Annotated in this window: 12 protein-coding genes and 1 tRNA gene; 4 read left to right on the forward strand and 9 right to left on the reverse strand. The window is 62.8% G+C overall.

Features of this window, described 5'->3' with window-relative positions:
* Positions 1–85: 85 nt before the first annotated feature.
* The 3 genes from INT29_RS06470 to INT29_RS06480 form a co-directional block, all read right to left on the reverse strand.
* Positions 86–1,432, reverse strand: a complete 1,347-nt coding sequence (locus tag INT29_RS06470; protein WP_096162015.1) for a hypothetical protein — start codon at positions 1,430–1,432, stop codon at positions 86–88.
* A gap of 242 nt (positions 1,433–1,674) precedes the next feature.
* Positions 1,675–3,855 (reverse strand): hypothetical protein, encoded by a 2,181-nt coding sequence (locus INT29_RS06475; protein ID WP_193071150.1) that lies wholly within the window; start codon positions 3,853–3,855, stop codon positions 1,675–1,677.
* A gap of 172 nt (positions 3,856–4,027) precedes the next feature.
* Positions 4,028–5,143, reverse strand: coding sequence for a diacylglycerol/lipid kinase family protein (locus INT29_RS06480; protein ID WP_226824200.1), 1,116 nt, complete (start codon positions 5,141–5,143; stop codon positions 4,028–4,030).
* 119 nt (positions 5,144–5,262) lie between these two features.
* Between INT29_RS06480 and serS the strand changes: the two genes are divergently transcribed.
* Positions 5,263–6,543 (forward strand): serine--tRNA ligase, encoded by a 1,281-nt coding sequence (serS, locus tag INT29_RS06485; protein WP_096159839.1) that lies wholly within the window; start codon positions 5,263–5,265, stop codon positions 6,541–6,543.
* 28 nt (positions 6,544–6,571) lie between these two features.
* A complete protein-coding gene (locus INT29_RS06490; protein ID WP_009882582.1) occupies positions 6,572–7,420 on the forward strand; it encodes an HAD family hydrolase in 849 nt (282 codons plus the stop codon).
* A gap of 3 nt (positions 7,421–7,423) precedes the next feature.
* Here the strand turns inward: INT29_RS06490 and INT29_RS06495 are convergent, their stop codons facing one another.
* From INT29_RS06495 to ilvA, 5 genes are all read right to left on the reverse strand, one after another.
* Positions 7,424–8,260 (reverse strand): HAD family hydrolase, encoded by an 837-nt coding sequence (locus tag INT29_RS06495; protein ID WP_226841697.1) that lies wholly within the window; start codon positions 8,258–8,260, stop codon positions 7,424–7,426.
* Entirely contained in the window at positions 8,257–8,775 is a 519-nt protein-coding gene (locus tag INT29_RS06500; RefSeq protein ID WP_096159837.1) for a hypothetical protein, read from the reverse strand. The genes INT29_RS06495 and INT29_RS06500 overlap by 4 nt, the downstream gene beginning before the upstream one ends.
* On the reverse strand, positions 8,772–9,368 hold the full coding sequence (locus tag INT29_RS06505; protein ID WP_096159835.1) for a proteasome activator: 597 nt from the start codon (positions 9,366–9,368) through the stop codon (positions 8,772–8,774). The genes INT29_RS06500 and INT29_RS06505 overlap by 4 nt, the downstream gene beginning before the upstream one ends.
* 61 nt (positions 9,369–9,429) lie before the next feature.
* Complete coding sequence (locus tag INT29_RS06510; protein WP_096159833.1) at positions 9,430–10,458, reverse strand: NAD(P)H-quinone oxidoreductase; 1,029 nt, start codon at positions 10,456–10,458, stop codon at positions 9,430–9,432.
* Between the two features lie 114 nt (positions 10,459–10,572).
* Complete coding sequence (gene ilvA / locus INT29_RS06515; RefSeq protein ID WP_009882576.1) at positions 10,573–11,859, reverse strand: threonine ammonia-lyase IlvA; 1,287 nt, start codon at positions 11,857–11,859, stop codon at positions 10,573–10,575.
* Between the two features lie 214 nt (positions 11,860–12,073).
* Between ilvA and INT29_RS06520 the strand changes: the two genes are divergently transcribed.
* Positions 12,074–14,392, forward strand: coding sequence for a maltokinase N-terminal cap-like domain-containing protein (locus INT29_RS06520; protein WP_096159831.1), 2,319 nt, complete (start codon positions 12,074–12,076; stop codon positions 14,390–14,392).
* A gap of 102 nt (positions 14,393–14,494) precedes the next feature.
* A tRNA-Ser gene (locus tag INT29_RS06525) sits at positions 14,495–14,579 on the forward strand.
* Between the two features lie 66 nt (positions 14,580–14,645).
* On the opposite strand, the gene INT29_RS06530 is transcribed toward INT29_RS06525, so the two are convergent.
* Entirely contained in the window at positions 14,646–16,055 is a 1,410-nt protein-coding gene (locus INT29_RS06530) for an APC family permease (RefSeq protein WP_069600954.1), read from the reverse strand.
* Positions 16,056–16,342 lie beyond the last annotated feature (287 nt).

Raw genomic sequence — 16,342 nt, forward strand, 5'->3', positions numbered from 1 at the left:
CCGAACGTGAATGCAAGAAGAGTGCGAACCCTCCACGGGCTCGCACTCTTCTTACATTGTCATCGCCGCTGCGACGGCCGACTTATCAGATCGCTGAAGGATCCTCGACGGCCTTCTTGCGACGCATGGTCATGGTGACTGCGGCTCCACCGATGAGGAGGAGAGCAGCTCCGCCGACGAGGCCGGTCAGCTCGGTACCGGTGCGAGGCAGGTCGCCGCCACCGTTTCCGTTGCCGTCATCATCGCCGCCGTTACCGCCGTCTGCGTTGCCGTCTTCATTGCCATCTTCGTTTCCGTCGCTGCCGCCGGCGTTGGCGTCATCGCTGACGGTGAAGGCTCCGGTGAGCTCGTCGTCGCCACAGGTGACGGTGACGTCGTAGTCGCCGAGGTAGGCCGATGGGTCATTGGCAGAGGTGCCGTAGACGTTGACGGAGGCATTGCCCTCGTCATCGGCCTTGACGGTGTTGTCGTAGGCGGTGACGTTCGAGTTGCCCTTGGGGGTGACGAGGTAGTGAACGTCCGAGCCTGGCTCGCAGTTCTCGACTGCAAGGGTGACACCCTTGTTCTCCACGACGAAGTCAGCGGCCTCAATGGTCTCAGGCGAGACCTTCAGCGTGGCTTCAGCGGCCGGAGTGGTGGGCTTGGGCTCTTCGGTCTCGTCTGCGGTGACGGTGAACTTGGCAGAGTTCGAGACTTCTTCGCTTTCGGCGTCGACTGCGGAGACCGAGTAGTCGCCTGGTTCGAGGCCGCCTTCGGGTGCCTTGACGGTGGTGCTGATCTTGCCGTCTTCGTCGGCAGTGACTTCTTCCTGGAAGAAGGGCGACTGGGTGGCGTTGCCCATCACGGTCACGGCGCTGTCGGGGGTGAAGCCCTCGCCGGTGAGCTTGAGGCCGTCTTTTTCGAAGTCCGAGACGGAGATCTTCTCGGTGTTGAGGGAGACCTTCGGATCGACCGCAGGTGCTTCTGGCTCTTCGGCGTCATCGTCGATGACCTCGACCTGCGAGGCGATCTCTTCGGTCTCATCGCCACGCTTGATGGTGATCGTGAAGTTGAGTGTGCCCGGATCGATAGCAGCGGGGTCACCGGTGACGTTGTGGATGGTGAACTCGACGGAGTCACCTTCAGCCGTTACCTCTTCGCCGGTGAGGTTGTCCGAGACTACGTCTCCGGCTTCGAGGCCAGTGACGGTGACGGTGAAGCCGGGGTCGAGGAGATCGGTCTGAGTGATTTCCTTCGGTGAAACTGTCACCGATGCTTCGATGGCCTGAGGCTCGGCGCCTTCATCGGCACCATCCTTGTCATCCGACTGGGCTTTGCTCTGCTGGACGTTCGTCTGTCCGAAAGCGTCGGCTGTGGGTGCAGCCATTACTGGGGATGCGGCAAGGCCGGTGATGGCCAGGGCCACTGCGGGGGCGAGTACAAGCTTCTTCATAGTGTCCTTCGTTTCTAAGGCTGAGAGTGATCTCCTACGCAGGTAACAATAATGAAATATTTACAACGAGCATAGTTGTGGTCGTTTTGTTCACACTTGTCGTACAGATCGGTCACAGGCGTCGTTGACCAGTTAGAGCAATGGTCGTGTTGAACATGGGTGTGGCCCCGACCGAAGTCGGGGCCACACCCATTCGTAGGCTCAGATGATCACCTATGTGAGTTGATCATCTGCGGTGTTCATCAGAAGTCGGTAGGTGACTGTCCGACCTTCTTGCGGCGACCGGTCATGGCGATTGCGGCTCCACCAACGAGGAGGAGCATCGCTCCCGAGGCAAGACCACCAAGGTCTGCACCGGTGCGTGGCAGCTGGCTGCCATCATTGCCACCATTGTCGCTGCCGTCGCTTCCGCCGCCATCTGCACCGGCGGTGACTGTGAACGATTCCTTCATCGAGTCATCGCCGCAGGTTGCGCTGGCGGTATAGGCGCCGACATATGCTGAAACGATGTCGGAGGTGCCGAAGACATTGACCGAAGCCTTACCCTCGTCGTCGGCCTTGACTGTGTTCTCGTACGCGGTGACCTGCATGCCCTTGGGCTTGACGGCGAAGTGCACATCCGCGCCGGGTTCGCAGTCCTCGACGGCCAGGGTGACGCCCTTCTTGTCGTTGGCGAAGTCCGCTGCTTCGAGCGTCTTCGGCGAGACCGTGAACGATGCTTCTGCTGGCGCTTCGGGAGTATCTCCGTCCTTGCCGTCGTTGTCACCGTCATCGCCGTCTTCTTTGCCTTCGGCGACGACGTTGATGTTGCCGTTGAGCGTCTCCGACTCGGTACCTTCGCGATCGATGGTGACCGTGAACGGAACCTTGCCCTCTTCGAGGCTGTCGGGGTTGCCCTGGTAGTAGAGGTGGAGCTTGTAGTCGCCGTCTGCTTCAGCGGTTTCGGTATCTCCGGTCAGCGAGTCGGTGATCTTGTCACCCTTCTTCACGCCTGAGACGGTGACGGTGACGCCCTTGTCCTTGTTGGCGAGGTCCGCTGCTGTGATCTCCTTGGGGTCGACCTTCAGCGAGGCATCGATCGCCTCGACGGCGTCATCGTCGGTGACGGTGAACTTCGCGTAGTTCGAGACCTCGTCGGTTTCGGCGTCCACGGCGTAGACCGAGTAGTCGCCGGGCTCGAGTTCGCCCTTGACTGTAGTGCTGATCTTGCCGTCTTCGTCGGCGGTGATCTCGTCCTGGTGGAACGGCGCCTGGCCGGCTGCGCCAATGACGTTGACGGTGCCGCCGGGGGTGAAGCCTTCACCGGTGAACTTGAGCCCGTCTTTTTCGAGGTCTGAGGCAGAGATCTCATCGGTGTTGAGAGAGACCTTCGGATCGACTTCGGAGACCTCGTCGACGACGTTGATCTCTCCGTTAAGGGTGACCGGCTCTTCACCTTCGCGATCGATGGTGACCGTGAAGGGGACCGGCCCCTCGTCGAGGTTGTCGGGATCGCCTTCGTAGTAGACGCCGAACGTGAAGTCACCGTCCGCGTCGACAGTCCTGCCTTCTTCAATCAGGCTATCGGTGACTGTGTCCCCTTCTTCGAGGTTGGTCACGGTGACCTGGATGCCCTTGTTGGGGTCGGCGAGGTCCCCTGGGGTAATTTCGTCGGGATCAACGGTGAGTTCTGAGTCAATGGCAGCCTGCGCATCGATGACCCGAGTCGAGCCCGAGAGCGTCTGCGCTGAAACGCCTTCGCGCTGGACCTTGACGGTGAGGGCCTTCGAGCCTTCGGTGAGGTCTTCGGCGTCGCCGTTGTACTTGACGTTGAGAGTTGCGGTCGAACCGGATGCTGTCGTCGCCGGTGCGCTCAGGCCCGACGTTGAGAGCTTGTCGCCCTTCTCCAGTCCGGTGACCGTGACCTTGACGCCCTTGGTTGCGAGGTCCTCGGCTGAGATCGATGAGGCGGCGACCTTCAGCTGAGCGTTGATCTCCTCGGCATCGTCTTTGTCGTCGGAGTCGTCCTTCTTCGGCTCGTCATCCTTGGGCGCAGGCTTCTTCGCGTCCGTGGCATCATCGCCGGACTTCTTGTCTGCCTTGTCGTCAGCCTTCTTCTTATCAGCTGCTTTCTTGGCTGCGGCCTTCTTGTCAGCGGCCTTCTTTTCGGCCGCGTCTTTCTTCTCCTGCTCAGCCTTTTCTTTGGCTTCCTTCTCAGCAGCAGCCTTTTCCTCAGCTGCCTTCTTCTGCTCAGCCTGTTCCTTGGCGAGCTTCTCGGCTGCTTCCTTGTCCTTCTTATCCTGCTCGGCCTTGGCTTCGGCCTTGGCAGAGGCGGACTGGGTGGAGGGGGTCTCGGCAGCGGCGACTGGGGCGGCCACCAGACCTGTGAACGCGAGGGCCACGGCCGGCGCGAGAATGAGCTTCTTCATTGTCAGTGCCTTCAATCTAGAGAGTGTGAGGGGGTGCACATCTGAAACTCATACTAGGTTCGAAGGATTCTCTAAACTATTTGCGTAAGTTTTGTTCAGTGGTATTTGCAGTAACACTTTGGTGAACAAAGGGTGCGCAGTGAAACACTCCCGTGATGTAACTATTCGGTAACTACCGGGCCCGCCCTCAGACTGGCCAGGCCTCGGCTCGGATCTGCTTGCGCTGCTCGACCGTCGGCACACGAACGGTCAGCGCCGCGGGCATGACCTCCATTGCCAGATACCCCGATTGGCCGATCGGATCCCCGTCGAGCTGCACGTCGAGTTCCTCACCGGATTCGATGACGACCTTCTGGCACTTGCGAATGTCCGTGTGCAGGCCCTTGGATGTCTTCCGTCCCAGCACGGAGGCAAGAACTCCTACCCACTGGCCCAGGTTCTTCGGGCTGACGATGAGGACGTCGAGCATCCCGTCATCGATGACGGCCTGTGGCAGCAGCTGAATGCCACCCTGCAGCTTCCCGCAGTTGCCGCCGAGAACCGAACGCACGCGTGCCGAGACCCGATAGTCGTCGTCGAAGGTCACCTTCACATGGCTGGGGCGACCGACGAGCTTCCGAGACCCGGCCTCGACATAGGCCAACCAGCCCAAGCGGGACTTGAGGTCGGAATTGGTATCGGCCATGACTGCCGCATCGAACCCGAGTCCCGTCATCACGGTGAACACGTGAGTGTCCCCCTCCTCGGCGGTCTTCGCGGTTCCGACGTCGATCTTCCGGTTGCGGCCCCACAGGGCGATGCGCAGCGCCCACTCGGTCTTGTCGAGGACGATGTCGAGATTTCGTGACAGCAGATTCCCCGTTCCCAGCGGAACGATCCCCATCGGTGTCTCTGACCCGGCCAGCGCCGAGGCGACGGCGCGGACCGTACCGTCACCGCCGGCTGCGATGACGACGTCTACCCCCTCGTCGAGCGCGCGGGAAGCGGCTCCCTCACCGGAATCCTCGGGTGTGGTCTCGATGACCAGCGGTGGGTTCCAACCTTCGAAACGGCAGATCGCCTCGGCGGTCGATGACAGTCTGCTGACATCGGCCTTTGTCGGGTTGACGACGAGAGCGGCCCGGTAGCGGGTAGAGAGCTCGCTCTCGGGCGCATCAGAGTCAGCGCCTCGGGCATACTGGCGAACTCGACTCAGAGCACGACGCGTCCCGAGGCGATGGCCGATGAAGAACGCGACGAGCAGCACAACGACGACGCCGGCGACGACGAACCACGTCATCATGGGGTCCAAAGCAATGGTCATGCTCCAAATTTACAGCGCCCAACTTGAGTACGAGCTGGTCGCCCAGCTCTGGCGCGCCGCTGGCCCTCCCACGAGCCCGCCGAATGTCGAAAAGACTCGCATGCCGTTAAGCTGAGAGGGTGATCGATCTAGCGCTCCTCAGAGAAAACCCGGACCTGTTCAAGGCATCGCAGGAGGCCCGCGGCTCGTCCGTAGACCTCGTCGACGAAGTCCTGGCTGCGGATTCCGCACGCCGTTCTGCCATCACCGCGTTCGAGGACGCACGCGCAGATCAGAAGTCTTTCTCCTCTCAGATCGCGAAGGCGCCCAAGGACGAGAAGCCTGCTCTTATCGCCGCAGGCAAAGAGAAGTCGGCTAAGGTCAAGGCGCTGCAGGCCGAGTCCGAGGAAGCCAGCTTCGCGTTCGACAAGCTCGCGGCCAAACTCCCGAACCTCATCGTCGAGGGAATCCCCTCCGGCGGCGAGGAGAACTTCGTGACACTGAAGACCGTGGGCGAGCCCCGGGACTTCAGCACCGACGGGTTCGAGCCTGCCGACCACCTGGAGATCGGTGAGACGCTCAAAGCCATCGACACAGCCCGAGGCACCAAGGTCGCAGGTTCGCGCTTCCACTACCTCACCGGATTCGGTGCCAAGCTGGAGATGGCACTGCTCAACCTGGCCCGCGATGTGGCCGAAGAAGCAGGGTTCATCCCGACCATCACGCCCACTCTGGTCAAGCCCGAGGTCATGCGCGGCACCGGCTTCCTCGGCGAGCACGCCGACGAGGTCTACCGTCTCGAAGCCGATGACCTGTTCCTCGTCGGCACCTCCGAAGTGCCCCTGGCCGGACTCCACATGGACGAGATCATCGACCTGAGCGACGGTCCGCTGCGCTACGCCGGAATCTCCTCCTGCTACCGCCGCGAAGCCGGTTCCTACGGCAAGGACACCCGCGGAATCATCCGCGTCCACCAGTTCCAGAAGGTGGAGATGTTCGCCTACGTCGAGGTCGAAGACGCCGAGGCTGAACACGAGCGCATGCTCTCTCTGCAGGAGAAGATGCTGGGCCTGTGCGAACTGCCCTACCGCGTCATCGACACGGCAGCCGGTGACCTCGGCGACTCCGCGGCACGCAAGTTCGACTGCGAAGCTTGGGTACCGACTCAGGGCACCTACAGGGAACTGACTTCGACCTCGAACTGCACGACCTTCCAGGCACGTCGCCTGCAGGTCCGCGAACGCTATGACGGAGCCACCCGCCCCGTCGCCACACTCAACGGAACCATGGCCAACACCCGCTGGCTCGTCCCGATCCTGGAAAACCACCAGCAGGCCGACGGCTCGGTCACGGTTCCCGCGGCACTGCGCCCCTACCTCGGCGGCATGACCGCCCAGGGACCAGAGGGCCCGCGTTACTGAAGCCACGATCCTCAAGCTTGGAGAGAAATTGCCCGAACACCTCATCGCGCTCGACATCGACGGCACCGTCGTCAACTACGACGGCTCCCTGTCCGAACCCGTCCGCCAGGTGCTGACCCAGCTTGTCGACGCCGGTCACCATCTCGTCATCTCCACTGGACGGGCGCTGCCCGGAGCACTTGAGGTCGTGCACGCACTCGGCCTCAAGGAAGGATTCGTCGTCTGCTCGAACGGATCCGTCGTCGTCAAACTCGACCCGGCCGCTCCGCTGGGGTGGGAGATGCACCACGTGGTCTCCTTCGATCCCAGGGACGCACTGGAGAAGATGCACGAGGCACTGCCCAGCGCACTGTTCCTCGTCGAGGACCCAGACCTGCACCGTTGGGCCTCGGGACCGTTCCCCATGGGTGAGCTCGCGGAATCGGACACGCTCGACATCGTCGACTTCGACCAGCTCCTGGAGAAGCGGGCCACCCGCATCGTGATGCGCGAGGTGAACGGCACTGCGGAGGAGTTCGCCGAGGCGGTTGACCGTCTCGGACTCCACGAAGTCAGCTATTCGGTGGGCTGGAGCAACTGGCTCGACATCGCCCCCGACGGTGTCTCGAAGGCCAGCGGCCTCGAACTCGTCGAATCTGAACTTGGAATCGACCATGAGCTGACCATCGGCGCCGGTGACGGACTCAATGACATCGAAATGATCGAATGGGTCCACCACGGGATCGTCATGGGCCAGTCGAAGGACGTGCTCAAGCAACATGCCTCAGTCGTGACGAAGTCTGTCGACGACGACGGCCTGGCCGTTGCCCTCGTTGACTACTTCGACCTCGACGCCAAGGTGCTCTCACTGACCGGTTCCCGCGCCACCCACGGCTGACGCTCAGCGCGAGGTGCGGGCGTCGAGCACTGCGTTCAGGTAGCGGGCGACGCCGTCCTCATCGACTGAGTCGGTGACGGTGGCCGCGCAGTCCTTGACCGACTGCAGTGCATTGCCCATGGCCACACCGTGGCCGGCCCAGGTCAGCATCTCGATGTCGTTGGGCATGTCCCCGAACGACATCACCTGCTCGCGTGCCACGCCGAGGTGCTTGCACAGTTCTTCGAGCGTCTTGGCCTTCGTCACCCCAGCCGGCGCGAGTTCGACGAGTCCGTTGACCGGGTCGGAGAACGAGGCATGGCAGTTGGCGGCGACAAGTGGGTCGAGCAGATCGTGGAGGGCTTGCGAATCGTCGGAGCCGATGCTGACGAGGATCTTCACGACGTCCCGTGTGGCCAGCTCCGACAGGTCCTCCATGACATGGGCCTGGCGCGGATTGCGTGAGATGAAGTTCTTGTCGACGAGGCCGCCGGTCAGTGTTTCGAACGCGAAGTGCGCCTCCGGGTGGGAGGCTGTGATCGCGGCGATGATCTTCTCCACCTCGGTGAACTCGATGGTGTGAGCCGAGACCACACTCGCCGAGGCGATGTCATAGACAACTGCCCCATTGAGGCAGATGACGCGGCCGAGGTCGGGGATCTGTTCCGCGATCGCTTCCAGCCATCTGATCGGCCGGCCGGTGACGAGGACGAAGGGGATGCCCATTTCCTGGCAACGATGGATCGCATCGATCGTCGCGTTGGAGATGGGTTTCCAATCGAGCAGGAGCGTGCCGTCGATATCGCTGGCCACGAGGCCCACGTCGAAGCCCTCCGGCGGTGTCATCGTTGCCTTCGTCATGCTTCGTGGCCTTCGTCGATGGCGGCCTGGGCACGTTCGAGCAGCTGTGCGGCATCGGAGATGAAACGTTCGGTCGCCTTGGCACTCGGTTCGATTGGTCTGCCGGCGATGATCTCTGTGCGGGCCATCGAGGCCGCCAGCACCGCCTCGGCGACCTTCGATGAGGCCTTGGTCAGCAGTTCGGGGGTGTCGCCGACAGCGTTGCGGGTGTGGCTGGGAACGACCTGACCGGTGACCGGATGGTGGGCGTGCAGCCACGCGGTGACCTCGTCGACGACGGGCACCAGATCGTTGAGGCGCTGCGTCCCATCGACGATCGTGTTCGCGTCGGCGGAGGTGCCCTGACCGTCGCTGGGCAGCTTGTGGATGGCCACGGAGGTGGTGTAGTAGCGGTCGACGGCGCGGATGAACCTGTCGCGGTTGTGCCGCCAGAGTCCGGTGCCGAACTGTTGGTCAGGGCCCTTGCGCGATGAGGAACCGGCCGACTTTTCCCGACGGGAGAAGATGTTCTTCACAGGTAGTTGCCTGGGCGAGGAACGTCGGAATCGTCGTGCTTCTGCTCGTTCTCGGCCGCGCCGGGAGCCGCGCCGGGGGGCACCACTCCCGGTGGCAGCTGGCCATGGCCCGCGATTCCCTGTTGTGCCATGGCCTGCTGCGCCATGATCGCGGTCTGGATGCCGTGGAAGAGTCCCTCCAGCCAGCCGACGAGCTGGGCCTGGGCGATGCGCAGTTCGGAGTTGGTCGGAGGTCCGTCACTCGTGTCGAAGGGCAGGTCAAGGCGTTCGAGTTCGTCGATGAGGTCCTTGGAGAGCCCATCTTCGAGCTCGTCGATCGACCGGCGGTGGATCTTGGCCAGGCGTTCGCGGCCCTTCTCATCCAGATCGGTGCTGCGGACCTCTTCGAGGAGCTGTTTGACCATGGTCCCGATCCGCATCACCTTCGCAGGGGAGGACACATCGGCCTGAGACGAGGAGTCCTCGGCAGGCGAGGATTCGTCGACGGGCACACCGGCAGAGCCTGCCGACTGCGCAGCGGGGCTCACCGACTGGGTGGGGGAGTCCCCCTGCTGATCGGACGAGCTCTCGGACTGATCGGGATTGCTGGACATGATCGGACACCTTCCTCCTGCGATGAGGCTCAACCAGGCTGGACCTCAGCCTCGATGAAACTCAGACGTGCTGCGCTGACTTCGTGGTCGGCGCTGACTCATCAGCGATGAGCAGAACCTTGCCGATGCTCGTGCCCTCTTCCAAAGCGGTATGTGCCTTGGGAGCCTCGGACAGCGGCATCGTCTCATGGATGATCGGACGGATGTCACCGGAGATCACGGCCGGCCACAACTCTGCGGCCACCTCGGCGACGATCTCGATCTTCTGTTCTTTGGGACGTGCGCGCAGCGTCGTTCCCGCCACCGACTTGCGCGGCTGCATGAGGGAGGCGATGCTCAGCTCGGCCTTCGCCCCGCCCTGCATGCCGATGATGACGAGGCGTCCGTCGGTGCCCAGGGCCTTGACGTTGGACTTCAGGTACTTCGCACCGATGATGTCGAGGATGACGTCGGCGCCGGTGGACCCGTCAGAGCGCACGCAGATCTCGTGGACGCGTTCGACGAAGTCCTCTTCGCGGTAGTTGATGACGGCATCGGCACCGAGTTCGCGGCAGAATTCGGCCTTGCGCTCGGACCCGACGGTGACGACGATCTTCACGCCGAGGTGCTTAGCGATCTGGATAGCGGCCGTGCCGATTCCGGACCCGCCGCCGTGGACGAGCAGCCATTCCCCGGCCTGGATGTTCGCGTTGCCGACGATGTTGGAATGCACGGTCGACAGAACCTCGGGCAGGCCCGCAGCCTCGGTGAGGTCGAGGCTGTCGGGAACGGGAAGGAGCTGACCGGCGGGGACGGGCACCGACTCGGCGTAGCCACCGCCGGAGAGAAGTGCCGCGACACGGTCACCGATCTTCCAGCCGGTGACCTCGGAACCGAGTTCGGCGATCGTTCCCGAGACCTCGAGACCCGGGATCAGAGTGGCACCGGCCGGTGGGTCGTAGTATCCCTGACGCTGCAGAAGATCTGCGCGGTTGACGCCGGCAGCGTGGACGGTGACGAGGACTTCGTCGGCTGCGATGTCCGGCGTCGGCTCCTCGGTGATCTGGAGAACGTCGGGGCCGCCTGGTTCAGAAATCGTGATTGCTCGCATGATTCCACTCTAGTGGTTTGCCCGACGATCGGCCCGGGCCGCTCTGTGCTGCGAGACAGCGCTGAGTCCCGAGGCCCTCAGGCACTGAGTCCCGAGGCTCTCAGTCGAAGAACCTCAAGCGAAGAGACGGAACATCGGCGAGTTCTGGTGCACGCGTTCGATCTCGATCTGTGAGGCGTCCATGCGTTCGAGCAGGTTCGGCAGGTCCTCGGCATTGCCGAGTTCGATGCCGACGAAGGCAGGGCCGGTCTCACGGTCGGAACGTTTGACGTACTCGAACATCGCGATGTCGTCCTCGGGGCCGAGGATCTCGTTGAGGAAGCGACGCAGTGCGCCGGGCTCCTGCGGGAAGTCGACGATGAAGTAGTGCTTGAGGCCCTCGTGGACAAGTGAGCGTTCGAGGATCTCGGGGTAGCGGGAGATATCGTTGTTGCCCCCGGAGACCAGGCACACGACAGTCGATCCCGGTTCGATGGTGATCGGCTTGGCAGTCCCGGGTGCCCCGATGGCCGCCGAGGCGATGGCACCGGAAGGCTCGGCGATGATGCCGTCGACCTGGTACATGTCGAGCATCTCCGTGGCGACGGAGCCCTCAGGCACGGGGCGGACATCGACGTTGAGTTCGGAGACGATGTCGTAGGTCAGGGCGCCGGCGCGTTTGACCGCGGTGCCGTCGGCGAAGGGGTCGATGTTCTCCAGGGTCACCGGTCGTCCGGCCTTGAGGGCCGCGATCATCGAGGCAGCGCCTGCGGGTTCGGCGCCGATGACGGTGGTGTCGGGAAGGTGCTCGGCCGCGTAGGCGGCGATGCCGGAGATCACTCCGCCGCCGCCGACGGGCACGATGATGTAATCGGGGGCGGCTTGGAGCTGGTCGGCGATCTCCACAGCCACTGTTCCCTGGCCGGCGATGGTGCGCAAGTCATCGAAGGCGGAGACGAGGAGGGCGTCATTGCGTTCGGCGTACCGGTGGGCCAGTGCTGATGCATCGTCATAGGTGGAGCCGGAGATTTCGATGGTCACCCGGTCGCCGCCGAAGTGGCGTACGCGTTCGATCTTCTGCCTCGGCGTGGTCTTGGGAACGAAGATGGTGCCCTGGATGCCCAGTTCCTTGCACGCGCGGGCGAAGCCCTGGGCGTGGTTGCCCGCCGAGGCGCACACGACGCCGCGGGCGCGCTCGGTCTCATCAAGCTGGAGCATGAAGTTGAAGGCGCCCCGGATCTTGTAGGAGCGCACCATCTGCAGATCCTCGCGCTTGAGGTAGACGGTGGAACCGGTGGCGGCGGAGAGCCGCTCCGAAATCTGCAGGGGAGACTTAATCACGGAGTCGGCAATTCGCGTCGCGGCCGCTTCGACCTCGTTCGCGAGTGTTTGCTGCTGGGGTGATTCGTCTGTTTTCAACACGACTCCATTGTGCTCCTTCTGTCTTGCGCTTGTGCAAGTCGTTCCGAGATAAGGACACTTGGCAGGCCGCTGACCGGTACGGGGACAGTGGTCTGCTGGTGCGCTGAAGGGAAGGAAAGTGGCGCTGAGTTGATGATTTCTGGTGCGCCCTGAACAGCGCGAAGGTCGTAACATGATTGGATGGAGATGCCCGTAATTCCTTCAAGGAGGCGACATGGCCATCAGCAGTGAGCTGGAGCAACTGTTAGCCGGCTGGATACCTCGGCAGTCGTGGTTTCCCAAGCTCGCCGCAGACTTCGGAACCGACCCCGATATCACCCCGATGTCGGTGGCTCGCGCCTTCGTATACAAGGCCGAGGAGCTCGGCGGTTTCGCCGGCCTCGTGACCGTGATCTCTGTCGGTGACGGACCGACCCTGCGCCGGCTCAACATTCCGCTCTCACTGCGCGGAGTCGAAGACATGCACCTGCGCAAGTCGCTGATCGGTCAGATCGACGACCTGGCCCTGGGCCACGTCTACGTCTACGACGGCGCGGCAGACCCCGTCTTCGTCAACCTCATGGCCGACGCGATCACCAAGCGCAAGGTCTTCGACGGCGGCCAGCTGAGCACCGAATCCCTGCGGCACAGCCAGGAGAAGGCAGAAACACGGGACACCCTGCCCTCCCAGTCGCCATCGACTGCCCATAGCGGTTCCCCCGCCGAGGTAGTTCCACCGAAGCCATCGAAGGCTGCCCTGGTCGCCGATACCCGTGAAGAGCTGCCCGTCGACATCCGACCCATCGAGGTCGCCGACGCCGGTGCCTCCAAGTCAACGGTCATCATCCACGACGAGTACGAGCCGATGGAGCTCAGCTTCTTCCGTGTGCTGGAGAACGGGATGCCGTCATCGCTGACGATTCCAGTCCTGCTCACCGAGGCTGGCTCCCGCAGCGTTCCCGAGGTCATCGGCTGGGGCTCGGGCCGGTGGTACGACATGTTCGAAGTCACCGAGATGGAAGCTCCGATGGCGCTGCTGTCCCATGTCGACGTCGACGCCGAACCCGCTTGGCGCGAGGCTGTCGACATCGTGTGCGCCGTTGACTCCGGTTCGATCGGTGCCTACAACGCTCAGGCCGCGGAGATGGGTCGCCGCATCGGCGAACTCCACTCGGACATGGCTGCCGAATTCGGCATCGTCGAAGGCCGTGGAGAACCGACGAAGCAGCTGGCCAAGAAGTGGATCGAACGCATCGACTGGGCGTTGGGCCGTGCCCCGCTGGCCCTGGACTCTCTGGTGCCCGAGCTGCGTGCCCACCGCGCGAAGCTGCAGTCACTCGAGACGATCGGTGTGCTGCAGAAGATCCACGGTGAGCTGACGCTCGATCACGTGGTGAGTTCCGGCACCGACGGCTATTCGGTCGTGAAGTTCACGGACTCGACGAACTCGGATCCCAAGCCGGTGGCACTGGACCTCGTAGCCCTGCTGCGCAGTATTGACTATGCCGCTGGTTTCGCTCGCCTGCAGCGGACCGGCGAGCTCGAATCCGAAGACGGCGGGCTCGTCGTCAACGGCTTCGGCAATGACGCCTCCGCGCTGCGGACCATCTACGACTCTCCGGAGTTCCTGTGGGCATCGCAGGTGCAGAACTCGCTGCTGAGCGGATACTCCCGTGCCCGGGGCGAGAGCCTGGGCCTCGGCGATCCCGTGCTGCGCGCGGCCCTCATCGACAGGCTCCTTGTGGAGGTCGTCACCGAGCTGCGCAACCGGCCCAACTGGCTCTCGGTTCCGCTGTCGACCCTAAGTCTCGTCCTCAAAGGCAAACCGGCTCGTTCCGGTGATGCCCCCGCCGAGGCTGAGGCCAATGTCCCCGCGACCGCCGCAGCTGCTTCAGGCAAGGTGAACGAATCGGCCGAGGCTGATTCGCCATCCGAGCCTGTTTCGCCAGCTGTCCCTGCGCAGGCCCCTGCGGCTGCCGCCGACGTCGCTTCCGACATCTCGGCTGAGGCCGATGATTCGGCTGAGCCCGACTCCGACTCTTCATCCGAGGTTGAGGCTGTGGATTCTGACAAGAAGGAAGCAGAGAAGCCTGCTGTAGTGGTCGAAGCCGACGACGCTCTGACCGACGCCGACACCACCTCGGATGCCGACACCACCTCGGTGGTGGACGACGCGGTAGAGCCGGAGACCTCGGACGACGCAGAGCCCGCCGAGCCTCAGTCGCGCCCTACCATCGAGCAGGAGCCGGCAGCACCGTCGGTCGGTGCTTCCAGGCAGAGCAAGATTCGCCGTCAGAGCCCCGCTGAACTGGCTGACTCGGCCGAAGAGGAGTTCGAGGACGAAGAAGACGAATTCGTCGTCTCACCCGTGCCCGCGACCTTCGCTGCCCGCGGTGCCGCCGCGGAAGATTCGGATTCGACAGGTCGTCACATCGTGCAGGAGGGAAAGCACGAGAAGCCACAGCCTGAAGGTTCCGACAAGTCGGCGACCGATGATTCTGAGCAGTTGCCCACCGAAGTTTCTGATCAGGACACCAGCACGGGGAAGCACTGACTCCAGTCCTGCGGGAATCGATTAGCAGAAGACAATCGGTTTATGAGAAACTGTTGTGGCTCAGCCTCGCGCTGAGCAGGCCGTGGTTCATTGCGAACCATTGGAAGCGTGTCCGAGCGGCCGAAGGAGATGGTCTTGAAAACCATTGTGCGGCAACGTACCGTGGGTTCGAATCCCACCGCTTCCGCAAAGTGAAGGCCCCCGTTCGCATCGTGAAAACGATAGCGAGCGGGGGCTTTTCGCATCCCTACCCTCAAACAGACTCTGGTTTGGCCTCTGGCTCTGGTTCGGCCTCTGGTTTGGCCTCCGGCTCGGACATCTCGGCATCGGCCTCAGGATCGTCGAAGCTGCGGACTGTCCGTTTGAAGCCGCGGGTCAGCACCGCCAGGTAGATGACGCCGATGGCCAGCCACACCACTCCGCCGATGAGAGCGGTCTCGTGCAGGCTCACCCACAGAATGCCGGTGAGAATCGCACCGATGGCCGGCAGCACCACATAGTTGAATGCTGACTTGACGTCGACGACCTGCCTGGTGCGGAACGCGAAGTGCGCGATGACCGTGAGGTTGACGAAGGTGAAGGCGATAAGCGCCCCGAAGTTGATCAGCGCGGAGATGAACTCGAGGCTGAACGACATCGCCAGCAGGCAGACCGCGCCGACGAGGATGATGTTGAACATCGGGGTGTGCGTCTTCGGGTGGATGTAGCCGAAGGCCTTGCGCGGGAGCACCCCGTTGCGTCCCATCACCAGCAGCATGCGGGAGACCGAGGCATGGGAGGCCAGGCCAGAGGCGACCGTGGCAGCAAAGGCAGCGGCGAGGAAGAAGCCCATGAAGACAGGGCCGCCGGTGAGGAGTCCGATCTCCGGCAGCGGATCGTCGACGACATTGAACTGCGAATTGTCGGGGAAGAGCTGCTGGGCGAAGTAGCTGGCGACGAGGAAGATGGCGCCGCCTGCGAGGACTGTCAGCAGAATCGCCTTGGGCATGAGGTTCACATGCTTGGCTTCGTTGGTGTACATCGTCACGGCGTCGAAGCCGATGAAGGAGAAGCAGACGACGGTGGCGCCGGTCAGCAGCGCGGACATGTGCACGCCCTCGTGCATGAAGGGTTCGGCGCTGAAGACGATTCCGGATCCATCGCCGTTGGTCAGGTTGACGACGGCGACAATGCAGAAGAGCGTCACCATTGTGACGGCGAAGACCAGGAGAACACCGTTGAGGTTGGCTGTTCCGCGCATGGAGACAGCAACAATGGCGGTCATGATCACGGTGTAGAGGACCACCCACACCCACGGCGGAGCGTCGGGGACCAGGGACTCCATATACAGCCGAGCGATGAGGCAGTTGACCATCGGCAGCAGCAGGTAGTCCATGAGTGAGGTCCAGCCGACCAGGAAGCCGAGGCCGGGACTCATGGTCTCTCGCGTGTACGTATAGGCCGAACCCGCTGTGGGGAAGACCTTGACCATCTTGCCGTAGCTGAATGCAGTGAACACCATGACGATGAGTGCGATGAGATAGGCCGACGGTACCGCCCCGTTGGTTTCATCCGACACGATTCCGAACGTGTCGAAGACCACCGTCGGCGTCATATATCCAAGGCCGAGCCCGACGATGGACCACAGCCCGAGGTTGCGTTTCAGTGAGCCTGACGCGGCCATATCAATCCTCCACAATGAGTCTTGCTAGATGGTGCAGCGATCGGATCCGGACCCGTGTGAGCACAGGAATGGAAGTGATCTGCGCCATAGATGCTATCCCGTGTGCAACCGAAAACGCAATCATTCTCACGAAACGAAACGATAACTTCACCTGTATCGCGCCATTCGCAACGAATCCAGTAGCCCAGGTTGCTGATTTCCGGGCGACCCTTCACACAGGGCCTCAAGCCCATCCCGACGCCGAGGTGGTGCTGCCCCACCGCTCCTCCCTGTCCCGCCTATCGAAC

Source organism: Brevibacterium sp. FME37, from assembly GCF_014897485.1.
Classification (GTDB): Bacteria; Actinomycetota; Actinomycetes; order Actinomycetales; family Brevibacteriaceae; genus Brevibacterium.